Annotated in this window: 21 protein-coding genes and 1 tRNA gene; 16 read left to right on the top strand and 6 right to left on the bottom strand. The window is 65.2% G+C overall.

Annotated elements, in window-relative coordinates; genetic code table 11:
• Positions 1-237 precede the first annotated feature (237 nt).
• On the top strand, positions 238-1,524 hold the full coding sequence (locus AB3G45_RS17240; protein WP_367831720.1) for a tyrosine-type recombinase/integrase: 1,287 nt from the start codon (positions 238-240) through the stop codon (positions 1,522-1,524).
• A 218-nt stretch (positions 1,525-1,742) separates the two neighbouring features.
• Here the strand turns inward: AB3G45_RS17240 and AB3G45_RS17245 are convergent, their stop codons facing one another.
• Positions 1,743-1,988 (bottom strand): hypothetical protein, encoded by a 246-nt coding sequence (locus AB3G45_RS17245; RefSeq protein WP_367831721.1) that lies wholly within the window; start codon positions 1,986-1,988, stop codon positions 1,743-1,745.
• Between the two features lie 14 nt (positions 1,989-2,002).
• Between AB3G45_RS17245 and AB3G45_RS17250 the strand changes: the two genes are divergently transcribed.
• Positions 2,003-3,370, top strand: coding sequence for a hypothetical protein (locus AB3G45_RS17250; RefSeq protein WP_367831722.1), 1,368 nt, complete (start codon positions 2,003-2,005; stop codon positions 3,368-3,370).
• Between the two features lie 158 nt (positions 3,371-3,528).
• Here the strand turns inward: AB3G45_RS17250 and AB3G45_RS17255 are convergent, their stop codons facing one another.
• Complete coding sequence (locus AB3G45_RS17255; RefSeq protein WP_367831723.1) at positions 3,529-4,221, bottom strand: hypothetical protein; 693 nt, start codon at positions 4,219-4,221, stop codon at positions 3,529-3,531.
• Between the two features lie 165 nt (positions 4,222-4,386).
• Here AB3G45_RS17255 and AB3G45_RS17260 point away from each other — a divergent pair, with 165 nt between their 5' ends.
• Positions 4,387-5,022, top strand: coding sequence for a hypothetical protein (locus AB3G45_RS17260; protein WP_367831724.1), 636 nt, complete (start codon positions 4,387-4,389; stop codon positions 5,020-5,022).
• Positions 5,023-5,175: 153 nt separating this feature from the next.
• Here the strand turns inward: AB3G45_RS17260 and AB3G45_RS17265 are convergent.
• Positions 5,176-5,260, bottom strand: a tRNA-Leu gene (locus tag AB3G45_RS17265).
• A 209-nt stretch (positions 5,261-5,469) separates the two neighbouring features.
• Here AB3G45_RS17265 and AB3G45_RS17270 point away from each other — a divergent pair.
• On the top strand, positions 5,470-6,066 hold the full coding sequence (locus AB3G45_RS17270) for a hypothetical protein (RefSeq protein ID WP_367831725.1): 597 nt from the start codon (positions 5,470-5,472) through the stop codon (positions 6,064-6,066).
• Positions 6,067-6,154: 88 nt separating this feature from the next.
• Here the strand turns inward: AB3G45_RS17270 and wrbA are convergent, their stop codons facing one another.
• Complete coding sequence (gene wrbA, locus AB3G45_RS17275) at positions 6,155-6,754, bottom strand: NAD(P)H:quinone oxidoreductase type IV (RefSeq protein ID WP_367831726.1); 600 nt, start codon at positions 6,752-6,754, stop codon at positions 6,155-6,157.
• Between the two features lie 169 nt (positions 6,755-6,923).
• On the opposite strand from wrbA, the gene AB3G45_RS17280 reads away from it, so the two are divergent.
• The 10 genes from AB3G45_RS17280 to AB3G45_RS17325 all read left to right on the top strand — a co-directional run bounded on the left by AB3G45_RS17280 (position 6,924) and on the right by AB3G45_RS17325 (position 17,408).
• Positions 6,924-7,679, top strand: coding sequence for a competence/damage-inducible protein A (locus AB3G45_RS17280; protein ID WP_367831727.1), 756 nt, complete (start codon positions 6,924-6,926; stop codon positions 7,677-7,679).
• 65 nt (positions 7,680-7,744) lie between these two features.
• Entirely contained in the window at positions 7,745-8,587 is an 843-nt protein-coding gene (locus AB3G45_RS17285; protein ID WP_367831728.1) for a universal stress protein, read from the top strand.
• A 120-nt stretch (positions 8,588-8,707) separates the two neighbouring features.
• Positions 8,708-9,205, top strand: a complete 498-nt coding sequence (gene gpt, locus AB3G45_RS17290; RefSeq protein ID WP_367831729.1) for a xanthine phosphoribosyltransferase — start codon at positions 8,708-8,710, stop codon at positions 9,203-9,205.
• Between the two features lie 169 nt (positions 9,206-9,374).
• The gene (locus tag AB3G45_RS17295) at positions 9,375-9,956 is read left to right on the top strand and encodes a hypothetical protein (RefSeq protein ID WP_367831730.1); all 582 of its coding nucleotides are present in this window, start codon (positions 9,375-9,377) and stop codon (positions 9,954-9,956) included.
• Positions 9,957-10,581: 625 nt separating this feature from the next.
• A complete protein-coding gene (locus AB3G45_RS17300) occupies positions 10,582-14,400 on the top strand; it encodes a vitamin B12-dependent ribonucleotide reductase (protein WP_367831731.1) in 3,819 nt (1,272 codons plus the stop codon).
• 174 nt (positions 14,401-14,574) lie between these two features.
• A complete protein-coding gene (locus AB3G45_RS17305; protein ID WP_367831732.1) occupies positions 14,575-15,567 on the top strand; it encodes an endonuclease/exonuclease/phosphatase family protein in 993 nt (330 codons plus the stop codon).
• A 64-nt stretch (positions 15,568-15,631) separates the two neighbouring features.
• The gene (locus AB3G45_RS17310; protein WP_367831733.1) at positions 15,632-15,802 is read left to right on the top strand and encodes a hypothetical protein; all 171 of its coding nucleotides are present in this window, start codon (positions 15,632-15,634) and stop codon (positions 15,800-15,802) included.
• A gap of 35 nt (positions 15,803-15,837) precedes the next feature.
• Positions 15,838-16,476 carry an alpha/beta family hydrolase gene (locus AB3G45_RS17315; protein ID WP_367831734.1) on the top strand — a complete coding sequence of 213 codons (639 nt, stop codon included), beginning with the start codon at positions 15,838-15,840 and terminating at the stop codon, positions 16,474-16,476.
• A gap of 99 nt (positions 16,477-16,575) precedes the next feature.
• A complete protein-coding gene (locus AB3G45_RS17320; protein ID WP_367831735.1) occupies positions 16,576-16,752 on the top strand; it encodes a hypothetical protein in 177 nt (58 codons plus the stop codon).
• 338 nt (positions 16,753-17,090) lie between these two features.
• Positions 17,091-17,408 carry a DUF1883 domain-containing protein gene (locus AB3G45_RS17325; protein WP_367831736.1) on the top strand — a complete coding sequence of 106 codons (318 nt, stop codon included), beginning with the start codon at positions 17,091-17,093 and terminating at the stop codon, positions 17,406-17,408.
• 15 nt (positions 17,409-17,423) lie between these two features.
• Here AB3G45_RS17325 and AB3G45_RS17330 read toward each other — a convergent pair whose 3' ends face one another.
• Both AB3G45_RS17330 and AB3G45_RS17335 read right to left on the bottom strand, forming a co-directional pair.
• The gene (locus AB3G45_RS17330) at positions 17,424-18,731 is read right to left on the bottom strand and encodes a replication-associated recombination protein A (RefSeq protein ID WP_367831737.1); all 1,308 of its coding nucleotides are present in this window, start codon (positions 18,729-18,731) and stop codon (positions 17,424-17,426) included.
• Entirely contained in the window at positions 18,728-20,131 is a 1,404-nt protein-coding gene (locus AB3G45_RS17335) for a DegQ family serine endoprotease (RefSeq protein WP_367831738.1), read from the bottom strand. Before AB3G45_RS17335 ends, AB3G45_RS17330 begins: the two co-directional genes overlap by 4 nt.
• A 204-nt stretch (positions 20,132-20,335) precedes the next feature.
• Here AB3G45_RS17335 and msrP point away from each other — a divergent pair, with 204 nt between their 5' ends.
• Both msrP and msrQ read left to right on the top strand, forming a co-directional pair.
• Positions 20,336-21,277, top strand: a complete 942-nt coding sequence (msrP, locus tag AB3G45_RS17340) for a protein-methionine-sulfoxide reductase catalytic subunit MsrP (protein WP_367831739.1) — start codon at positions 20,336-20,338, stop codon at positions 21,275-21,277.
• A complete protein-coding gene (gene msrQ, locus AB3G45_RS17345) occupies positions 21,277-21,921 on the top strand; it encodes a protein-methionine-sulfoxide reductase heme-binding subunit MsrQ (RefSeq protein ID WP_367831740.1) in 645 nt (214 codons plus the stop codon). The genes msrP and msrQ overlap by 1 nt, the downstream gene beginning before the upstream one ends.
• Positions 21,922-21,974 lie beyond the last annotated feature (53 nt).

The following is a 21,974-nucleotide window of genomic DNA, read 5'->3' on the forward strand; positions in this document are numbered from 1 at the left end:
TGCGGGCGGCGGGGATCGAACCCGCACGGCCAAGGCCGAGGGATTTTAAGTTCTTCAATATGGTGTTTTTCTAACCCATTGAGCAGACTCGCAAAACACCGAAATCCCCCTTCATGCCATTGAAATTCAACATGAAAATACTTGACGGCATGCGGACTTTGCAGGACATTGCGTATCAGCATCTCGCCACTGTCGGACTGACACTGGTACTGACACGCGTTCCAAGGAGGCCCGAATATGCCCGTCAAGCTGACAGAACCCGTCGTGAAGAATCTGACCACCCCGGAGAAAGGTCAGAAAATTCATTGGGACAGCGAGTTCAGGGGCTTTGGCTTGAGGGTCACGGCAGGCGGCGCGAAGGCATTCATTTTCAATTATCGGACCAAGGAAGGGCGCGAAGGCCGCTACCTGATCGGCAGATGGGACAAAGGCTTGACCGTGGAACTGGCGCGCGCGGCGGCGAGGAAGAAGGCGGCGGAGGTTCAGTTGGGCGGCGACCCGGCCAAGGAGGCGAAAGAGAAAAGGACCGCAACGACAGTCAGCGGCGTTCTCGACAGCTTCGTGGCGATCCATGTCGCCGGGCTGAAACCCCAGACCCAGACGTCTTACAAGCGCCACGTCGAAAAGCTGCTCAAACCGCGCATCGGCGACATTGCTATCAGGGAACTGAAGTCGAGCGACGTTGCCGCCTTGCGCGACGAGCTGCGCGCCATGCCGTCCCGAGGGCGGAAGGACACGCTGGCCACCACGCAAGCGGACGGCGCTATCCGCGTCCTCGCCTCGGCGATGGATTGGGCGGAGGAGCAAGGGTATCGCGACGCCGGCTCCAACCCGGCCAAGGTCAAGCTGAAGAGCACACGCCGCCGGGAGCGGCTGTTCAGCGACAACGAGGTGTCCCGCATGAAAGATGCCTGCCATGCTCTGGAACTGGAGGAACGGCTGAAGCCCCAAGTCGCTTTGGGTGTCCGGCTTCTCTTCGCAACTGGATGCCGTGCTGACGAAATCTGCGGGCTTCGTTGGGAAGACGTTGATTTCGATAGAAGCTTGCTGCGTTGGGGCGACACCAAGACCGGCTACCTGAAAAAGCCGATGACGGATGAGGCCCGCGACCTCTTGGAGGCCGTGCACAAGGCGCGTGTCGTCGGCGTTCCATGGGTCTGCCCGCCGGCCGGCGTGCCTCCTCGTGGCGGCAAGCGGAAAGTCGAGCACCTTCGTATCGAGGCGCTGGAAGACGGCTTCAAGCGCATCATGAAGGCGGCGGGCGTCGTCGCGGGCGAAAACGCATCCCTGCATCTGATCCGCCATTGGTTCGCCACCAAGACCTATACAGACAAGTCGATCCCGCTGCCGATAGCCATGGCGATCATGGGGCATAAGTCAGTCGCCACGGCCATGCGCTACGCTCATGTGAGCGAGGAGGAATTGACGGCGCATGCCCACGACGCGATGACGCGCAGGCGCGAGGCCGTCGAGGCGGCCGGCAAGCGTGGACAGGTAGTGCCGTTGAACGGAGGCGCGGCATGACGGACGCCACCACTATTGACGCCCTTCTCGACCTTGCGGGCATCGCGCGCAACGATGGGAGGGCGCGCGCGGAGCTGGAGGCTGCGCTCCACCCGGCCACGCCGCCGCAGTCGGGACAGACGCCGCTCGGGGTCATGCTCGCCAATGTGGTTGCCCCGCGCGCCGTGCCTGACGCGGATGACGACCGGCTCGACAAACTGCGCAGGCGTGCCGAAGCGTTAATCGAAGAACTGCACGAGTTGCGAGATCACCCGCGCGCGCATACCGCGTTCTGGGGGCAGGATGTATTCGGGCCGGCAGAACGAGAGCACACCACGAGGAAGATAGCCCCGCACGCCGAGAGCGGCCTTGAGCGTGGTGACGTGCTCGCGGCACTCCAGAACATCGCCGATGCGGCGGAGAGCGCGCGTCGGAAACGCGGTAGAGGCAGACCGGGCGGGCGTCAGAGTGTTGAAGTGGTTCACCGGAGACCGAGACCATGGCACTCATCATTAAAGACCCCCTGTACCCGAACGCGCCGTCCGTCCCCGAGCCCAAGGGCGAAAGCGAGCAGGAGCGCATCCGGCGCTCCGCGATGGCCGCGAGGGCCGCACAGCCGCTGCCGGACCTCACGACCGACACGCCCGAACCTGACGACCCCGGTCTGCCGGCGGTTGCCGGCAGCGCGGCGCTTGACGGTATCCTTGAACGCTTCCGCTCGATCCATCCGCGCCCGCCGGGCCGTCCCCGGAAGGGCGAGGGTGTCGCCGACCTCGCGCATGCCTTCGCCTCCGCCGACAAGCTGGACGAGCGCGCCGCGAAAATCGCCGCTGAACTGGACGCGGCGGAGGCCAAGTTGCACGAGCTTGAGGCGAACAAGGCCGACGTTGACGTGCTCGACCCAGCCGCGATGGACGCCTATCTCGCCGATACCGTCAGAACCAAGGCGGCAATCGACATGCTGCGCCCAGCGCTCACCCGCGCGACGGCCGAAGCCGAGAAGGCCCGCGCGGACGAGAACGACCGCGCCTTTGAAGAACGCGCCCGCGCGCTCGTCACGAAAGACGTGCCGCGCTACGTCCAGCGCCTGCAAGCCGTGGTGCACCATGCGAACATCATCGGCGGGCTCGGCATCGAGCTGGACGAGCTGGTATTCAACCTCACGAGCCTAGCCGAGCAGGCCAAGGAGCGTGGACGCCTCGACCTCTACCTTCATCTCGACGCCCTGCGCTCGGCAGCGGTCGCGGGCCTGCGAACCGAGGCCAAGAACCTGCCGCCGGAACCCGTCCGGCAGGGCGAGAGCGATGCGCAATGGGAGGCGCGCGTCTGGGCGACCATGGAGACCTCTGCCGCGACCTTCAAAGCCCCCGCCAACCCCGGCAAGCGGCCGATCAAAGCTCCCGGCTACTGGGCCAAGCAGATGCACACGCCCCGCAACGATGACGAGGGCGACGCGACCTATGCCGCGCGCCGGCTGGTCTTCGCCGCGATGGCGCTGGACATCTTCCCGACCGACGACGAGGACGAGGCGGATTTCCGCGCCCGCGTCATGCATGTGATCGCCGACAAGCTGAAGCTCGTTCGCAAGGGTGAGACGGATAAGGCTTGGAGCCTCCGCTATGCCTCTTGGGCGGCCCGTCGCGAGGGCGCGATTTCCGCGAGCGATCCGGCGCTTGAAGCCGGCACGCGCGCCATTCGGGCGATGAGATTACATTTCGCCACCGAAGCTATGAAAGCGAAGGCCCGGCAGGATCAGCACGAAAGGTTACAGCAGCAGCTTGACGACCGCATGGAGGGCCACGCCGTCAACGCCGAGCACCAGCGCGCGCAGCGTTCCGCCACCACGCCGCTCACCATCGGCCGCTGATCGCCCGCCAGCGCCGCCCTGAAACCGAGTGGCTAGCCACTTTATCCCAATCCCGGCAGCGGCCTCGTGCCGCTGCCGGCGACCTTCCCGCCGCTGCTCACTCTCGGGCGCTGACCGCCCGCGAGGCCCTGAAATCGAAGAGGCATGACGACATGACCTCACTCAGATTTCAAGCGCGTTTCCATCAAGTGGTTAGTGTCGGCGATGAATGCGCGAGCCTTCGCCGATGCGTCGATGAACAGCGTATCGGCCATCTCATACAACGATGCCATTCGATGATGTATCTCAACGAGTTCTTGATACTCTCCGTCGTTTGAAGGACGTTCTATCGCACTTCTGATACTCTGAACTCGCTCCAAAAATCTCCCAGCGGAGACAATCGGTATCTCGATTTCCGCCTCAAAATTTTCAAAGGTCGTCCTGTCAACGACACTTTCTAAAAGGTGGAGTTCAATACCCGCAGCGGTCTTCATGTCTACGTAAGAGGTGAGGCTTTCGGTCCAATTCTTCTCGCTCCCCTTGATGTATTCATTGTACTCATCCGCGATGTTTAGGACGCGCTCGCAGATACTGCGCCTCCGACGCAAGCTGAGCATCGCATTGTCCAGATGATGTTGCTTCGCATCAAGGACCTGACGAAACAGTATCGCAACCGTGGGGATCGCGGCCAGAAGAGCTACCCACGCGCCGAGTGCAGAGACCCATTCCCGCACGCAATGCTCGCCGCTAACGCCTGTACAGAAAGCATTGGTAAGGAACATATAGATGGCGATGGTGCCGAGGAACGCGACAGCAATTCCCGCAGCGACAATCCATCCCATCCAATAGCCACGGTCCTGTTTGCTCGTCATCTTTCAACACCTTGGGGTTGCTGCGCTAAGCTAGATGGCCGCGATGGCGTTTGGCAAGGCAGGACTACCCCAGCCATCGCGGCAGCTTTAAGCCCAAGGCTTGCCGCCCAAGTGGCTAGCCACTATCCTCAAGCCCGACAGAAACCCTGAAGGGCTCGGATTTTAATGACCATCCATCTGACCGCCGGCCGGCACGCGCTGCCCGCCGAGGGCCTTTGTGCCATGGAGCTTACGGCGCTTCTGGCTGGGGAAACCCATAGCGACAACCCGCGTTGCGCGAGCCCCATGCTCGCCGCCTACGTCCGCCGCCTGAACGACAACATGCCGGACGACGACCGGCAGCGCCTCGCCCTTGTCGCCCCGAGACTGATCGGCACCGCCGGCACCGAGGCAGAGGAGGTAGAGCGCGCCGTATCCCTCGCATGGCACGCCGTCCGCGTCATCGCACCGGCCGCCTTGCGCGCGTCGTCGCGCTCGAAGCGCCGGGCGGCCACCGCCCGCGCACTGGAGCGCCAGACGGACCTCTTCAAGGCGATGGAGAAGACGAGGCGCATCCGCGACGCGCTCGCACCGGCAGGCGACCTCAGCCCGGTCGCCTTTGCGGTCCACCGCGCGCATGAAGCAGCCCGAGCGGCGCACCACCTCATCATCGGCGGCCGTGGCGTTCTTGGAGAAGTGGAAGATCACGCCGCCGTGGCAGCGGCCGGTGCCGCCATCTACGCGCACCGCGCCGGATGCGGTCAAGCGTGGGCGCTCGCACTCGACGCCTTGGACGAGGCGTTGGAGATCGGCACGCGCTGACGCGCCCCTCGGCCCTGTTCCGTCGCCATGGCGGGCAAAGCGATTCTCTCCCCTGCTGTTGACACCTGCGCTGACAAAATTTCAGCGCGAGGCCGCATTCCGCCCCCCCCTCAAATGGCAGCAAAAAATATTCAGTATTTTCAGATACTTGTATGGTGCGGGCGGCGGGGATCGAACCCGCACAGCCAAGGCCGAGGGATTTTAAGTCCCTTGCGTCTACCAGTTTCGCCACGCCCGCTCCGGCGCTTTTCTTGGACATGTTCGGCGGAAAAGCAAGGGGATGTTTCGCAGGACATCCTTCGCGTTCTGCAAAACGTATTTTCGGGCGCCGCCCCGGCTTTCATCAAATCTTAACCGGCATTCATGGCATTGTGCCGCCGATATTGAGAAAATTCCCCCGGGATCCCCACGTCCCGCGACCGATGCATATTCGAGGCAGGACAGGACATGGCCGGTATCAACGAGTTTCGCACCTATACGAACACCCCGAAGCGTCGCAACACCTTCTACAACTATTGCACCACCCGCTTCATTCAGGATCAGGCGATTTTCTTCCTGCTGGTGGAGGCTTTCCATGAAAGCCGCAGCAAGAGACAGGCGGCCTTCCTCAACGACTGGTTCATCCAGGGCAACATCCCGCAGGACCTGTCCGAAACCGGCTATATCGGGATCGTCAACATCTCGTCGGACCTGCAGAAAACGATCAGCGCGAACACGAACAACGCGATTTCCGCGGTGGGCCGCACCTTTTCCGCCAAGATGACAAATCATGGCGGCGGTGTCGGCGGCTTCTTCGGCGCCTTGCGTCAGAAGATGGGCGAGACCACGGTGACTGCCGATCTCTTCAACACCGCCCAGTCGCAGGTCGTCACCATGCTCGACGACGGCGGCCGTCACGGCTTCGGGGGCGTGGGAGGGGTCGGGGCGACCTATAACAGCAATGGCGCCTACCAGCCGCTCGGCTCCTTCTCCGCGCTGGTCGTCCACTTCCGCAAGGAACTGAAGGCCGGCGGCTTCGAGCCGGACAAGGTCGGGATCTACTGATCGTTCCCGATCCGGCCGGCCCCGCATGCATGCGGGTGCGGCCCGACGCGGGCCGCACCCTCTTCACCGGCGACGCTTCAGGAGAACGTCAGGCCGAGAGCTTTGTCGCGATCCTGGCGACATGGGCGCCCTGGTAGCGGGCGGCTTCCAGCTCGATGTCCGAGGGCTGGCGCGAGCCGTCGCCGTCGGTGATGGTCGAGGCGCCGTAGGGCGAGCCGCCCTTGACGGCTTCGACGCCCATCTGGCCCTGGAAGGCGTAAGGCAGGCCGACGACGACGAGGCCGTGGTGCAGCAGCGTGGGGATGAAGCCGAGAATGGTCGATTCCTGGCCGCCGTGCTGGGTGGCCGAGGAGGTGAAGACCGAGCCGACCTTGCCGACGAGCTGGCCCTGCGCCCACAGGCCGCCGGTCTGGTCCCAGAAATTACGCATCTGCGAGGCGACCGTGCCGAAGCGCGTGCCGGCGCCGACGATGATGGCGTCGTAGCTCGTGAGTTCCGCGACGGTGGCGATCTCGGCCTTCTGGTCGAGCTTGAAATGGGAGGCCTTCGCCACCTCTTCCGGCACCAGTTCCGGAACGCGCTTGACGGTCACGTCGGCACCGGCCGATTTCGCGCCTTCCGCGACCGCATGGGCCATGGCTTCGATATGGCCATAGGCCGAGTAGTAGAGAACCAATACTTTTGCCATCGTCGTCTCCTGTTTCGATGATGCCTTTCCGCTTGATCGCGGCGTCTCGTTGGATGTAGCACTTCGGGGTGGCAGTCCCCAGCGGCTGCGCGGTCGACAGACTGTTCACCCACCATTGACAATGCCGCGCCTCCGGTCGGCATTTCTATCCGAACTTCAGAGAGCGCCCATGAGTTCCCGTCCCATCGCCACCGCCGCCATGCTCGCCATCGGCGACGAACTGCTGTCCGGGCGCACCAAGGACAAGAATATCGGCCAGCTTGCCGACGTGCTCTTCCTCGCCGGCATCGACCTCAAGGAGGTGCGCATCGTCGGCGACGACGAGGATGCGATCGTCGAAGCGCTGAATGCGCTGCGCGCCCGCTATACCTATGTCTTCACCTCCGGCGGCATCGGCCCGACCCATGACGACATCACGGCGGACGCCATTTCCCGGGCCTTCGGCGTGCCCTGCGTCCACGATCCGCTCGCCATGCAGTTGCTCGGCGCCATGTACGAGCGCCGCGGCGTGGAGTTCAACGAGGCGCGCCGGCGCATGGCGCGCATGCCCCAGGGCGCCGTCCATATCGAGAATGCCGTCTCCACGGCGCCGGGCTTCAACATCGGCAACGTCTATGTCATGGCCGGCGTGCCGCAGGTCTTCACCGCCATGCTCGGCACAGTCGTGCCGAAGCTCGAGGGCGGCGTGCCGATGCTCTCGCGCTCCGTCGCCTCGCCCTTCGGCGAGGGCGATATCGGCAGCGCGCTGGCGCAGATCCAGAAGAAGCATCCCGAAACCAGCATCGGCTCCTATCCGCGCTTCACCGAGAACCGCTTCTCGACGGAAATCGTCATCCGCAGCCGCGAAGAAGCCCCGGCGGAAGCCGCCGAACGTGATATACTTCAGATGATCGCCGAAATCGCCGCGGCCAAGGCCGCGTCTTGATCCGGATCAAGGCCAGGTGACCACGGCGCACGCATGCTTCCGAAGACCCAGAACAGGAGGCCGAAATGACCTACAAGACCATCGTTGCGGTGCTGAGCGCCGCCGAGGACGCCGGCAAGGTGACGGACCACGCGCTGGCGCTCGCGCGCCGGACCGGCGGCCACGTCATCGGCATCCATGCGGAAACGCCGGTCGTGGTCACGCTGATCGCGCCCATGGAATATCCCGACCCCAACGCCGTCCTGGATCTGCAGGAGCGTGCCCGGCGCCAGTCGCGCGAGGTCGAGCAGGCCTTCAAGTCGCGCTGCGAGCGCGACGACATCTCCTATGAATGGCGCCTCTTCACCGGCACCGCCGGCTACGCCTCGGCCGGCATCATCGACAGCGCGCGCGGCGCCGACATCGTCATCGCCGGCCAGTTCGACCCCGATCTCGACGGCCCGGCGCGCGAGGATATCGAGGACCTGCTCTACGAGAGCGGCCGGCCGGTCTATCTCGTCTCCAACGCCCCGGCCGGCCCCGCGCCGATCGAGCGCGTGCTCTTGGCCTGGAACGGCTCGCGCGAGGCGGCCCGCGCCGCCTTCGACGCCCTGCCCTTCCTGACGGGCGCCAAGGAGGTCGAGATCTTCACCGTGGATCCGCCCGAAAACACCATGCAGTCGCGCGATTTCTGCGGCGCCGAGCTTGCGGCGACGCTTGCCCGCCACGGCGTCAACGCCACGGTCACCTCCGGCGTCTCCGGCGGCCATTCGGTGGCCGAGGCGCTGAACCGGCGGGCGAGCGAAATCGACGCCGGCCTGATCGTCATGGGCGCCTACAGCCATTCGCGGCTGCGCCAGCGCCTCTTCGGCGGCGTCACCAGCGCCATGATGCGCCATGCCCGCGTGCCGGCGCTGATGTCGCGATAGGCCTTTTGCTGCGACTTGGCTGTGGATCGCCCGGCTTCGGCGGCCGGGCGACGATGTTCACGGGGATCGAACTGCGTTAGGGAGAGGGAATCTTCTTTTTCCGCCTATCAGGAGCCCGTCATGTCGCTGCCCGACAAAGCCTTCCCCGTTTCCTGGGATCAGTTTCATCGCGATGCGCGCGCGCTTGCCTGGCGGCTGGCGGACGGCGGGCGTGAATGGCGGGCGATCGTCTGCATCACCCGCGGCGGCCTCGTGCCGGCGGCGATCGTCTCGCGCGAACTGAACATCCGCGTCATCGAGACCGTCTGCGTCGCCTCCTACCACGACTATGTCTCGCAGGGCGAGATGCATGTCCTGAAGGGCATCTCGGAGGACCTGAGCAAGGAAGGCGGCGAAGGCATCCTCATCGTCGACGACCTGACGGACACCGGCAAGACCGCCGCGGAAGTCCGCGCCATGCTGCCGAAGGCACATTTCGCCGCCGTCTATGCCAAGCCGAAGGGACGCCCGCTGGTCGATACCTTCGTGACCGAGGTCAGCCAGGACACCTGGATCTACTTCCCCTGGGACATGGGCTTCACCTATCAGGAACCGATCGCCAAGGGCACGCGCGGCTGACACGCACGGGCGGCGGCGCGAAACGGGCTCGGTGCCGCGCCGCGACACACCGGTCCCCATGGCCGGCGGGTGCGGGGCCGCATCCGCCAGCTTAATCCTTCCGAAACCCCTGCTAAAGATAATTCTTATATTCATCGCACGCGTGCGGTGGCGGGAGGCATGGGCACGGATGGGCTACGCAAGGCCGATATTCACGGCAGTCCTCGCCGGGGCGCTCATCTTCGGCCAGGCGGCCGTCGCGCAGCAGGACGTGCGGGTCGCCGCGGTCGCCGAATTCATCGACGGCAACGTCCGCCCCTGGCTGGGCGATCCTGCGATCCTCAACGCCTTCATCGCCCAGAACGCCGCCCATGCCGGGCTCGACCAGGCCGAGATCGACGCCCTCGACGCCCACTGGCGCGGCGAGCTTTCGCGCGCCGACCGACCGGTGATCGAGGCGCTTCTCTCCAATCCCCTCTCGCTCTACCTCAAGGGCCGCCAGCGCGCGGCCGAAGGCGTGATCACCGAGATCTTCGTCATGGACAATCGCGGCCTGAATGTCGGCCAGAGCGACATCACCTCCGACTACTGGCAGGGCGACGAGGCGAAGTGGCTGGAGAGCTTTGGCGGCAGGGCGCTTCATGTCGAGGAGCCGGAACGCGACGAGTCGACCCAGCTCATGCAGTCCCAGGCGAGCCTGCCGATCCGCGACCCTGCGACCGGCGCCGTCATCGGCGCCATCACCGTCGGCGTCGATCTCGACGCGCTCTGACGCTACGCAAGAGAATCACTTTATCCACGGATCACAACTGCGCCCGGATGGCTATTCCTTGAAGTCGGGAGGGGAAAAGACCCCGGAAATTTACCTGTAATTTTTCCCGCTTTTCCACAGTCGCATGCCGCGACGGCGCGTCTTTTGCCCGGAACCCGCTGATTTTTCAGGCATCCGGCGATGTCCCCATTTTCCACAGCCGGCAGGCACAAGATGTAGCGTTCAAACTTCCTTCACAAACCAGCCCTTGACGGGAATCGGGCAGATGAGGTTAATGAAATCCAAGTTGCGGCGGCGACTGGACCGGAGTGTTACGAGGTCGGTTCTCATCATGAAATCGCGTATCATGCGCATGTGGCCGGGTGGATGATCCGCTCGCTGCACGGGTTTTTTCGCGCTCTTTTTCCTGAAACGCCATCGCGACCGATTGGACTGGAAAAAAGAAGCTGTTGATACTATATTTAGTATTTGCAGCCACATTCAGCACAAGATACAGGAGGCCGAGATCGATCGGCTTTCCCGCACGGACTGGACGATTTGAGCTGGCTGCAAGGGCATTGCGGCCGGACGGGGATAATTTGCGCCCTGTTTTGAGGCAGGAAGCGGCAGCGAAGGACAACGAACAATGCGCATAGAACGTCGTTTCACCAAACCCGGCCAGTCGGCCTATGCGGACATCGAATTCCGCAAGGCCGTCAGCGAGATCAAGAACCCCGACGGCTCGATCGTCTTCCGCCTCGCCGATATCGACGTGCCGGCCCAGTTCTCCCAGGTCGCCGCGGACATCCTCGCGCAGAAATATTTCCGCAAGGCCGGCGTGCCCGCGCGCCTGAAGAAGGTCGAGGAAAACGACGTCCCCTCCTTCCTGTGGCGCTCCGTGCCGGATATCGAAGCCCTGAAGGCGCTCCCCGAGGGTGAGCGCTACGGCTCGGAAACCGATGCCCGCCAGGTTTTCGACCGCCTCGCCGGCACCTGGACCTACTGGGGCTGGAAGGGCAAGTATTTCGCCTCCGAGGAAGACGCTGCCGCCTTCAAGGACGAACTCGCCTATATGCTCGCCACGCAGCGCGTCGCCCCGAATTCGCCGCAGTGGTTCAACACCGGCCTTCACTGGGCCTATGGCATCGACGGCCCCGGCCAGGGCCATTTCTATGTCGACCCCTTCACCGGCAAGCTCGTCAAGTCCAGGTCCGCCTACGAGCATCCCCAGCCGCACGCCTGCTTCATCCAGTCCGTCGAGGACGACCTCGTCAACGAGAACGGCATCATGGACCTGTGGGTGCGTGAGGCGCGCCTCTTCAAGTACGGGTCGGGCACCGGCTCGAACTTCTCGCACCTGCGCGGCGAAGGCGAAAAGCTTTCCGGCGGCGGCCGCTCGTCCGGCCTGATGAGCTTCCTGAAGATCGGCGACCGCGCGGCCGGCGCCATCAAGTCCGGCGGCACGACCCGCCGCGCGGCCAAGATGGTCGTGGTCGACATCGACCATCCCGATATCGAGGCCTACATCAACTGGAAGGTCAAGGAAGAGCAGAAGGTGGCGGCCCTCGTCACCGGCTCGAAGATCGTCGCCGGCCACCTCAAGGCCATCATGAAGGCCTGCGTCAATTGCTCGGCCGACGGCGACCAGTGCTTCGACCCCGCCGAGAACCCGGCCCTCAAGCGCGAGATCCGCGCCGCCAAGAAGAGCCAGGTTCCGGAAAACTACATCAAGCGCGTCATCCAGTTCGCCAAGCAGGGCTACAAGGACCTCGAGTTCAAGACCTACGACACCGACTGGGATTCGGAAGCCTACCTCACCGTCTCCGGCCAGAACTCCAACAACTCCGTCTCGCTGAAGGACGACTTCTTGCGCGCCGTCGAGAATGACGGCGACTGGAACCTCACCGCCCGCAAGGACGGCAAGGTCATGAAGACGCTGAAGGCGCGCGACCTGTGGGAGCAGATCTCCTACGCCGCCTGGGCGTCCGCCGATCCGGGCCTGCACTTCAACACGACGATGAACGACTGGCACACCTCGCCGGCCGCGGGCCCGATCCGCGCCTCGAACCCGTGCTCGGAATACATGTTTCTCGACGACACGGCCTGCAACCTCGCCTCGCTGAACCTCCTGCAGTTCAAGGACGCGGCCACCAAGAACATCAACATCGCCGACTACGAACATGCCGTCCGCCTGTGGACCATCGTGCTGGAAGTCTCGGTCATGATGGCGCAGTTCCCCTCGCGCCAGATCGCCGAACGCTCCTACGAATACCGCACGCTCGGCCTCGGCTACGCCAATATCGGCGGCCTCCTGATGTCCTCGGGCATCCCGTACGATTCGACCGAAGGCCGCGCCATCGCCGGCGCGCTCACCGCCATCATGACCGGCGTCTCCTATGCGACGTCTGCCGAAATGGCGAGCGAGCTCGGCCCGTTCCCGAACTTCGCGCCGAACCGCGACAACATGCTGCGCGTCATGCGCAACCACCGCCGCGCCGCCTATGGCGAGACCACCGGCTACGAGCAGCTTTCGGTCAGCCCGGTCGCCCTCGTCCATGACGAGTGCCCGGACCAGACCCTCGTCGTCCACGCCAAGGCCGCCTGGGACAAGGCTGTCGCGCTCGGCGAGACGCACGGCTACCGCAACGCCCAGACGACCGTGATCGCGCCGACCGGCACGATCGGCCTCGTCATGGATTGCGACACGACCGGTATCGAGCCCGACTTCGCCCTCGTCAAGTTCAAGAAGCTCGCCGGCGGCGGCTACTTCAAGATCATCAACCGCGCCGTTCCCGAAGCGCTGCGCACGCTCGGCTATTCCGAAAGCCAGATCGCCGAGATCGAGGCCTATGCCGTCGGCCACGGCAACTTCAACCAGGCGCCGGCCGTCAACCCCGGCTCGCTGAAGGCCAAGGGCTTCCCGGACGACAAGATCGAGGCGGTCAATGCCGGCCTGAAGTCCGCCTTCGACATCAAGTTCGCCTTCAACCAGTGGACGCTCGGCGCCGACTTCCTGAAGGAGACGCTGAAGGTTTCGGACGAGCAGCTTTCCGACATCTCCTTCAACCTCCTGGAGCATATCGGCTTTACGAAGAAGGAGATCGAGGCTGCCAACATCCACGTCTGCGGCGCCATGACGCTGGAAGGCGCGCCCTTCCTCAAGGACGAGCACCTGGCGGTCTTCGATTGCGCCAACCCGTGCGGCAAGATCGGCAAGCGCTATCTTTCGGTGGAAAGCCACATCCGCATGATGGCCGCCGCCCAGCCGTTCATCTCGGGCGCGATCTCCAAGACGATCAACATGCCGAACGAGGCGACCGTCGAGGACTGCAAGAACGCCTACATGCTCTCCTGGAAGCTCGCGCTGAAGGCCAACGCCCTCTACCGCGACGGCTCGAAGCTCTCCCAGCCGCTCAATGCCTCGCTGATCGAGGATGCGGACGACGAGGACGATGCGGTCGAGGCGCTGGTCGCCGCACCCGCCGCCGCCCAGGCCGTTACCGTCACGGAAAAGATCGTCGAGAAGATCATCGAGCGCGTCGTGCGCGACCGGGAAAAACTGCCGAACCGCCGCCAGGGCTACACCCAGAAGGCCGTCGTCGGCGGGCACAAGGTGTATCTGCGCACCGGCGAATTCGGTGACGGCCGCCTCGGCGAGATCTTCATCGACATGCACAAGGAAGGCGCCGCCTTCCGCGCCATGATGAACAATTTCGCCATCGCCATCTCGCTGGGTCTGCAGTACGGCGTGCCGCTGGAAGAATATGTGGAGGCCTTCACCTTCACCAAGTTCGAGCCGGCAGGCATGGTGCAGGGCAACGACGCGATCAAGAACGCGACGTCGATCCTCGACTACGTCTTCCGCGAACTTGCCGTCTCCTATCTCGGCCGTCACGACCTCGCCCATGTCGACCAGTCGGACTTCTCCAACACCGCGCTCGGCAAGGGCATCCAGGAAGGCAAGACCAACCCGTTCTCGACCGGCTGGACGCGCGGCCACAAGCCGACGCTGATCCAGGGCGGCCAGGGCGGCGAACGCCAGCTCTCCGAGCCGAAGGGCGCGGCCACCGCCGCTCCCGCCAAGGCCTCCTCGGGCAGCAACGTCACCTCGTTCGCCGGCAGCGCCGCGCGCAAGATCGAGCCGACGACCGCGATCTCGACCTCCGAAATCGTCGCCTTCAAGCGCGATTACGAGGAGCGCGCCGCCGAGCTTGTGGAGGAGGTCGCCGAAGACGTCGCCGACGAAGGCACCCAGAGCGTCACCGCCCTCTTCTCCGACAAGGCCGCCGCCGAAGCCGCCAGCGCCAAGGCCGACGCCAAGAAGCTGGAAAACGAACGCCGCATGCGCTCCATCGCGCAGGGCTACACGGGCAACATGTGCTCGGAGTGCCAGAACTTCACGATGGTGCGCAACGGCACCTGCGAGAAGTGCGACACCTGCGGCGCGACGAGCGGTTGCAGCTGAGGCCGGGCATATACAGACGACCGCATGCGATACCCCGGCGATTTGCCGGGGTATTTTTTTCGGATGGAATGGCGAGGAACCACGCGTCATTGCCGTAGCGGAAAGCACAGGCTACATGCAAACCTCCCGCTACGGGAAGCGACCCGCCGTCCGACGATTGAGAAGGAACAGTCGATGCCGATAGCGCCGCACCGGGGGCCGATCGCCCTTGCCTACCGCGTCCTCGTCCTGCCCGGCGTCATCGCCTATCTCTTTTCCGTCAGCATCGTCGTGCTTGCCGCCGACAGGTTCTGGCTCGTCGATCTTCTTACCTTCGCCTGGCCCTATGTCGTCGCTGCCGGCGCGATGCTCACCGCGGCGGCGCTGGTGACGCGGCGGCTGAAGGCAATCGTCATGGCCTTGGCGGGCCTTGCCGTCGCCCTCATTCCGGCCGCCGATGTGCCGACCGCGCGCCTTGCCGCCGCAGGGGGCGGGCTGAAGGTGATGACCGCCAATCTCTATGGCCGCAATCTCGACGATCCCGCGCCGCTGCTTGCGCTGCTGCGTGCGGAAAAACCCGACATCGTCGTGCTGCAGGAAACGACCGGGGCGCTGGAGGAGACGCTCTCCGCCGCCGGCCTCTATGCCTATCAAAGCAGCGCGGAGGCGCGCGAGCGGGACGCGCTGAAGGTCTTCTCCCGCCTGCCGATCCGCGCCGAGACCGCGCTGAAACGCGCCTTCACCGAGGAGCGCGCCTACAAGCAGCCGCTGCGGCTGGAACTGGAGATCGACGGCAAGCCGCTCTTCCTCTACGCCTTCCACCCCGAAACGCCGCGCCGGCTCTGGCAGTGGCGCGACCGCAATGCCTATCTTTCGGCCGCCGCCGACGCGGTGCGCGGCGATCTGGAGACGGCGCCGGTCATCGTCGCCGGCGACTGGAACACGCCGACCTGGTCGCCCTTCTTCCGCGCCTTCCTCAAGCAGGCAGGGCTTGCCTCCACGGCGAGCGGCTGGCTGCAGCCCGTCACGCGCTTCAGCCTGAAGCTCGACGCGATCGCCTATGTCGGCGCCTCGATCGACCATATCGTCGTCTCGCCGGATATTTCCGTGAGGGCGCGCCACGTCGGTCCGGATTTCGGCTCGAACCACCTGCCGGTGATCGCGGAACTCGCGCTGCCGGAAAACTGATCCCCCTCGCCCGGGCGGAAAAACACCCTATCTTAGAGGCAGACCCATTGTGACGGAGACGACCATGCCGACGGAAAAGGACAGCCCCAGGGCCTCGCTGGAGGAAGAGCGCGCCCGACAGAAGCGGAAATCGGCGAAGGCCGAACAGGACGACTATCTGGAGGAGGCGCTGGAAGAGACCTTCCCGGCCAGCGACCCGATCGCCCCCGGCGACGTGAAGGACCACGCCAAGTGAGCGGCCGGGCGCTGCGGCGGACGACCTGAGCGGCGATGGGCGCCCTCTTTCTCTTCACCGGCCCGGACGACGCCGCCGTCACCCTGCTCCTTGCCCATGGCAGCGGAGCGCCGATGGATTCGGCGGCGATGAACGCGGCGGCGAACGCCCTTGCGGCCGAGGGCCTGCGCGTCGCGCGCTTCGAGTTCGCCTATATGGCGGCCCGGCGGACCCACGGCAGCCGCAGGCCACCGCCGAAGGCCGAGACGCTGAACCCGGAATTTCGCGCGGCCGTCGCCAATCTGGCGGCCAAAGGCCCGCTCGTTATCGGCGGGAAATCGATGGGCGGGCGTGTCGCCAGCATGGTGGCGGACGACCTGTTCGCCGAGGGCCGCATCGCCGGCCTCCTGTGCCTCGGCTATCCGTTCCACCCGCCGGAAAAGCCGGCGCAGCTGCGCACGGCCCACCTGATGGGCCTTACGACGCCCGCCCTCATCTGCCAGGGCACGCGCGACCCTTTCGGCACGAAGAACGAGGTGCCGGGCTACGGGCTGCCGGAGCGCATCGGCTTCCTGTGGCTGGAAGACGGCGACCATGACCTCAAGCCCCGCAAGTCCGTCTCCGGCTTTTCCGCCGCCGACCATCTTGCCACCATGGCGCGCACGGTGAAAGCCTGGGCGCAGACGCTCGGCTGACGCCTGTTCCGCACGGAACAGCGCCAGGGCCCGTCCCATGCGAAGGTTCGGTCACTGGATGGAACGAACCATCCCCACCGAACCAGAAGGGACCCCGACATGCGCAACCTCCTCCTCGCCGCCGCCATCGCCTTCACCGCCGTCGCCGGCTTCGCCGGCCCCTCGGAGGCCGGCTACGACAGCTACGGCTACCAGCCCGCCTGCTTCGTCAAGAAGATCAAGACCTACGACTACTACGGCAACCCGATCGTCAAACGCGTCCGCGTCTGCCACTAGGCGGCGCCCCCGATCTGGGGTCGATCGCAGCGCGGCTGCCGCCGGCTGACGGCCTCACGGACGCGACGAAGCCCGGATGCGATTTCGCATCCGGGCTTCACTTTCCTATTCAAGCGCCGTTCACCCGCCCGGCCCGACGGCGTCCGAGAGAACGCGTCAAGTCTTTGCAAAAACGCTTGCGAATGCGATTCAGGTTCTTGCCGGATTGAATCCGTCTGCAGATGCAACGGATTGAAAACCCTGTTCTATTTCCGGTTGCCCCGGCGGGTCGGCGCGGAAGGGAACATTAACCCGGCCATGCGACTATCCGCGCGAGACCAGACATATCCGGGCAGGCCATGACACACAGCTTCTCCTACACGCATTACGACCTCGACATGCAGCGCGCCGGCACGATGATCGAAATCACGCTCTCGGCGGTCGCCAATGTGCGGTTGATGAGCCATGGCAATTTCGACCTCTTCAGGAATGCCCGCCAGCACAAGTTCCTCGGCGGCGTCGCCAAGCAATCGCCGATCCGGCTGAAGATCCCGGAAAACGGCCATTGGCATGTGGTGGTCGACATGGAGGGTCATCTCGGCAAGGCCGAATCGTCGATCAAGGTCGTCCCGGTCGTCGCGCAGAAGCCCGTGCAGCGCTTCAGCACTGCCTCCTGACGGGCGCGGCGCGCCTCAGCCGCGCTCGCGGCGCAGCTTCGCCCACCATTCCAGCCGTTTCTTCAACTCGCGCTCGAAGCCGCGCTCGGGCGGATCGTAGAAGGTCTTGCGGCCCATCTTCTCCGGGAAATAATCCTGGCCGGAAAAGGCGTCCGGCTGGTCGTGATCGTAGCGATAGCCCTCGCCGTAACCCTCGCCCTTCATCAGCTTCGTCGGCGCATTGAGGATGTGCTTCGGCGGCAGCAGCGAGCCGTTCTCCTTGGCTGCGCGCATGGCGGATTTGTAGGCGGTGTAGACGGCGTTCGATTTCGGCGCGGTGGCGATGTAGACGCAGGCCTGCGCCAGCGCAAGCTCGCCTTCCGGCGAGCCGAGGAAATCGTAGGCATCCTTGGCGGCGTTGCAGACGACGAGCGCCTGCGGATCGGCAAGGCCGATATCCTCCACCGCCATGCGCACCATGCGCCGGCAGAGAAACAGCGGGTCCTCGCCGGCATCCAGCATGCGGGTGAGATAGTAGAGCGCCGCGTCCGGATCGGAGCCGCGCACGGACTTGTGCAGCGCTGAGATGAGATTGTAGTGGCCGTCCTGCGACTTGTCGTAGACGGGCGCCCGGCGCTGCACGATGCGGAAGAGGTCGTCCTGCCCGAAGGTCTCGCCGGCGCGCGCGGCGCGCCAGACCTCCTCGGCAAGCGTCAGCACCGCCCGCCCGTCGCCGTCGGCCATGCGCAGCAGGGAGGCGCGCGCCTCCTCGTCGAGCGGCAGCGGTTTTTCCTCGATCGCCTCGGCGCGCTTGAGGAGTTCTTCCAGGCTCGCCTCGTCATGCGGCTTGAAGGTGAGCACGCGGGCGCGGGAGAGAAGCGCGGCGTTGAGTTCGAAGGACGGGTTCTCCGTCGTTGCGCCGACGAGCACGATCGTGCCGTCCTCCATGACGGGCAGGAAACTGTCCTGCTGGGCGCGATTGAAGCGATGGATCTCGTCGACGAAGAGCAGGGTCTGCCGACCGCCCATGCGGCGCTGGCGCGCCGCCTCGAACACCCTCTTGAGATCGGCGACGCCGGAGAAGATCGCGGAGATCTGCTCGAAGGCGAGCCCCGTCTCGCCGGACAGGAGGCGCGCCACTGTGGTCTTGCCCGTGCCGGGCGGCCCCCAGAAGATCATCGAGCCGAGCGAGCCGGCCTCGATCATGCGCGAGAGCACGCCGTCAGGCCCGGTCAGGTGCTCCTGGCCCGACACTTCGCCCAGCGTGCGGGGGCGCAGGCGATCGGCCAGGGGCCGCTTCGCCGCCATCTCCTCCGGTTCACGCGGGGCGAAGAGGTCGCTCATCGGAAGAACTGGCGGATTCGCTGGCCGTCGCGCTCGATCTCGACGCGCCAGATGGACGGGTCCTCGTCGACCAGCGCGGCAAGGCTTTCGGTGGAGGCGACCGCGGTGCCGTTGAGCGCGATGACGATGTCGCGCGGCTTGAGGCCGATGCGCGCGGCCGGCGAGCCGCGATTGACCTCGGTCACGACCACGCCAGCGGTGATCCGGTTGGTCGGCATGCGCAGTTCCTCCGCCACGCGCGGCGACAGGTTGGCGACGACCGCGCCGGAGAAGGGATTGCGGCCTTCGATCAGCCGCTCGTCGCGCGGCGTCGTCTCGGGCGCTCGGTCGAGGGAGAGCGTCAGGTCCTGCTCCTTGCCGCCCGCGACGACGGTGATGCGCGCCGTGCCGCCGATGCCGACCGTGGTGAGGCGGTAGCCGAGCGCGTCGGGATGCTCGACCGGAATGCCGTTGACGGCGGTGACGACCTGCCCCGGCTTCATGCCGGCCTTTTCCGCAGGGCTGCCGGCCTGCACCTGCGAGATCAGCGCGCCGCGGGCGCGGTCGAGGCCGAGCGCCTCGGCGACCTCCGAGGTCACCGGATCGAAGGTGGCACCGATGAACGGGCGGTCGAAGGTGGCGCTGCCGTTCTCGGCACTGGCGACGAAGGTCTTCACGAGATTGGCCGGAATGGCGAAGCCCACGCCGTTCGAGCCGCCGCCGCGCGAGAAGATCGCGGTGTTGATGCCGATCAGTTCGCCGTTCATGTTGATGAGGCCACCGCCGGAATTGCCGGGATTGATCGAGGCGTCCGTCTGGATGAAGAAGCCGAAATCGCCCGACCGGATCTGGTTGCGGGCAAGCGCCGAGACGATGCCGCTCGTCACCGTCTGGCCGACGCCGAACGGGTTGCCGATGGCCAGCACCAGGTCGCCGACCTCGACGGCGTCGCTGTCGCCGAGCGGCAGCGCCGTGAACTGCGCATCCGCCTTGATCTTCAGGACGGCAAGGTCGACGCGCTCGTCCTTCAAAACGACGGTGCTCTCATATTCGCGGCCGTCCGCCAGCGCGACCTTGATGTCGCTCGCCCCCTCGATGACATGGTTGTTCGTCACCACAATGCCGGAGGTGCCGACGATGACGCCCGAGCCGAGCGAGGATTGCTTTTCGCTGCGGTTCGGCATGCGCTGGCCGAAGAACTCCTCGAAGAAAGGGTCGCCGTCGAAGATCGAGCGGCGCTCGACGACGCGCTCGGCATAGACATTGACCACCGCGTTCTCGACCTGCCTGACCAGCGGCGCGAAGGAGAGCTGCATTTCCGTGCGCGATTGGGGCACGGCGCGCTCTTCCGCCGCCGCGGGCGCCGCAAGGGCGAGGGCGACGGCAAGCGGGGCGGCAAGCAGGATGCGGACGTTCGGCATGGACGAGTCTCCTTCGTTTCTGCGTCAAGATCAGATAGGATTTCGCAGGAGAAAAGGCAAACCGCGGGAGGCCAAGCCTCTCGCGCGATCTCACGCGGCACGCACGAAAATGTGGTTGCCGCAAATCCTTCACCGCCGTTGAAACAACACGGGCAGCCTTTACGTAGGTATCAGGGAAAACAACCGAACAGATCGAGCCCCGCCATGTCTCTCTACCGTCCACCCCGCATCCCCGCTTCGCAGATCACCCCGGAACGCTGTTTCCTCGGCCGCCGCTCTTTCCTCGCGGCCGCCGCCGGCGGGGCGCTTCTGGCATCGGGGGCGCCCGCCTTCGCCGAAGCCCTCAAGGCATCGAAATCGCCCTACGTGGTGGACGAAGCCGTGACGCCCGAAAAGGACGTGACCAGCTACAACAATTTCTATGAGTTCGGCCTCGGCAAGGGCGACCCGCTCGCCAACTCCGAAAAATTCAAGCCGACGCCCTGGACGGTGAAGGTCGACGGGCTCGTCGGCAAGCCGAAGGAATTCGGGCTGGAGGAGCTGCTGGCCCTGCCGCTGGAAGAGCGGGTATACCGCATGCGCTGCGTGGAAGCCTGGTCCATGGTCATCCCCTGGATCGGTTTTCCGCTCGCCAGCCTGCTCGACAAGGTGGAGCCGCTGGGCGATGCGAAATACGTCGCCTTCGAAACCATCGTCCGGCCGGAGGAGATGCCCGGCCAGTCCGGCTATTTCCAGTCGCTGCCCTGGCCCTATGTCGAGGGCCTGAGGCTCGACGAGGCGCGCCATCCGCTGGCGATCCTCGCTGTCGGCGTCTACGGCAAGACGCTGCCCAACCAGAACGGCGCGCCGATCCGCCTCGTCGTACCATGGAAATACGGCTTCAAGGGCATCAAGTCGATCGTCAGGATCACGCTCACCGACAAGCAGCCGCCCTCTACCTGGAACCTTGCCGCGCCGAACGAATACGGCTTCTACGCCAATGTGAACCCGGAGGTCGACCATCCGCGCTGGAGCCAGGCGAGCGAGAACCGCATCGGCGAAGGCGGCTTCTTCGGCGCCAACCGCCGGCCGACCCTGCCCTTCAACGGCTATGCCGAGGAGGTCGCCGGCCTCTACAGCGGCATGGACCTCAGGGCGAACTACTGATGGCGCGCCCGCCGGCCCTGCCCCGCAAATACCATGCGGCCTCGATCTGGCTGCTCTACGCCGTCGGCCTCGTGCCGGCCGCCTGGGGCTTCTGGCTCGGCGCCACGGGCCGCCTGCCGGGCAATCCGGTCAAGGAATTCGAACACCTGCTCGGCCTCTGGGCGCTGCGATTCCTCGTCGCCACGCTGGCCGTTACGCCGCTCCGCGATCTCTTCGCCATCAACTGGGTACGCTATCGCCGGGCACTCGGCCTTCTGGCCTTCTGGTACGTGCTGATGCATTTTTCGACCTACATGCTGCTCGACCAGTACCTGAACTTTCCGGCGATCCTCGCCGACATCGCCAAACGGCCCTTCATCACCATCGGCATGACCGGCTTCGTGCTGCTCATCCCGCTGGCGCTGACGTCCAACAATTGGTCGATCCGCAGGCTCGGCCCGCGCTGGGTGAAGCTGCACCGGCTGGTCTACGGCATCGCCGCCGCCGGCGCGCTGCATTTCGCCATGTCGGTGAAGGTGGTCGGGCTGGAGCCGTGGACCTATATCGGCCTCGTGGCCCTGCTCCTGCTGTGGCGGCTGATGCGGCCGTATTTCAATCGCTGGAAGCGTGGCAGCGACGGCAGAACGCAGTTCCATCGGGCATAGCCCCTCACCTGCCTGCCGGCATCCTCTCCCCGCAGGCGGGGCGAGGAGCGCTG

Source organism: Shinella sp. S4-D37 (genome assembly GCF_040812195.1).
In the GTDB taxonomy this organism is placed as follows: domain Bacteria; phylum Pseudomonadota; class Alphaproteobacteria; order Rhizobiales; family Rhizobiaceae; genus Shinella.

What these genes read in the sequence shown, in the direction of transcription:
- AB3G45_RS17325 (WP_367831736.1), top strand. Translation starts at nt 17,091, where the DNA reads ATGACACACAGCTTCTCCTACACGCATTACGACCTCGACATGCAGCGC.
- AB3G45_RS17260 (WP_367831724.1), top strand. Translation starts at nt 4,387, where the DNA reads ATGACCATCCATCTGACCGCCGGCCGGCACGCGCTGCCCGCCGAGGGC.
- AB3G45_RS17315 (WP_367831734.1), top strand. Translation starts at nt 15,838, where the DNA reads ATGGGCGCCCTCTTTCTCTTCACCGGCCCGGACGACGCCGCCGTCACC.
- AB3G45_RS17280 (WP_367831727.1), top strand. Translation starts at nt 6,924, where the DNA reads ATGAGTTCCCGTCCCATCGCCACCGCCGCCATGCTCGCCATCGGCGAC.
- AB3G45_RS17300 (WP_367831731.1), top strand. Translation starts at nt 10,582, where the DNA reads ATGCGCATAGAACGTCGTTTCACCAAACCCGGCCAGTCGGCCTATGCG.
- gpt (WP_367831729.1), top strand. Translation starts at nt 8,708, where the DNA reads ATGTCGCTGCCCGACAAAGCCTTCCCCGTTTCCTGGGATCAGTTTCAT.
- AB3G45_RS17335 (WP_367831738.1), bottom strand. Translation starts at nt 20,131, where the DNA reads ATGCCGAACGTCCGCATCCTGCTTGCCGCCCCGCTTGCCGTCGCCCTC.
- AB3G45_RS17330 (WP_367831737.1), bottom strand. Translation starts at nt 18,731, where the DNA reads ATGAGCGACCTCTTCGCCCCGCGTGAACCGGAGGAGATGGCGGCGAAG.
- wrbA (WP_367831726.1), bottom strand. Translation starts at nt 6,754, where the DNA reads ATGGCAAAAGTATTGGTTCTCTACTACTCGGCCTATGGCCATATCGAA.
- AB3G45_RS17295 (WP_367831730.1), top strand. Translation starts at nt 9,375, where the DNA reads ATGGGCTACGCAAGGCCGATATTCACGGCAGTCCTCGCCGGGGCGCTC.
- AB3G45_RS17320 (WP_367831735.1), top strand. Translation starts at nt 16,576, where the DNA reads ATGCGCAACCTCCTCCTCGCCGCCGCCATCGCCTTCACCGCCGTCGCC.
- AB3G45_RS17285 (WP_367831728.1), top strand. Translation starts at nt 7,745, where the DNA reads ATGACCTACAAGACCATCGTTGCGGTGCTGAGCGCCGCCGAGGACGCC.
- AB3G45_RS17310 (WP_367831733.1), top strand. Translation starts at nt 15,632, where the DNA reads ATGCCGACGGAAAAGGACAGCCCCAGGGCCTCGCTGGAGGAAGAGCGC.
- AB3G45_RS17250 (WP_367831722.1), top strand. Translation starts at nt 2,003, where the DNA reads ATGGCACTCATCATTAAAGACCCCCTGTACCCGAACGCGCCGTCCGTC.
- AB3G45_RS17240 (WP_367831720.1), top strand. Translation starts at nt 238, where the DNA reads ATGCCCGTCAAGCTGACAGAACCCGTCGTGAAGAATCTGACCACCCCG.
- AB3G45_RS17305 (WP_367831732.1), top strand. Translation starts at nt 14,575, where the DNA reads ATGCCGATAGCGCCGCACCGGGGGCCGATCGCCCTTGCCTACCGCGTC.
- msrP (WP_367831739.1), top strand. Translation starts at nt 20,336, where the DNA reads ATGTCTCTCTACCGTCCACCCCGCATCCCCGCTTCGCAGATCACCCCG.
- AB3G45_RS17255 (WP_367831723.1), bottom strand. Translation starts at nt 4,221, where the DNA reads ATGACGAGCAAACAGGACCGTGGCTATTGGATGGGATGGATTGTCGCT.
- AB3G45_RS17270 (WP_367831725.1), top strand. Translation starts at nt 5,470, where the DNA reads ATGGCCGGTATCAACGAGTTTCGCACCTATACGAACACCCCGAAGCGT.
- msrQ (WP_367831740.1), top strand. Translation starts at nt 21,277, where the DNA reads ATGGCGCGCCCGCCGGCCCTGCCCCGCAAATACCATGCGGCCTCGATC.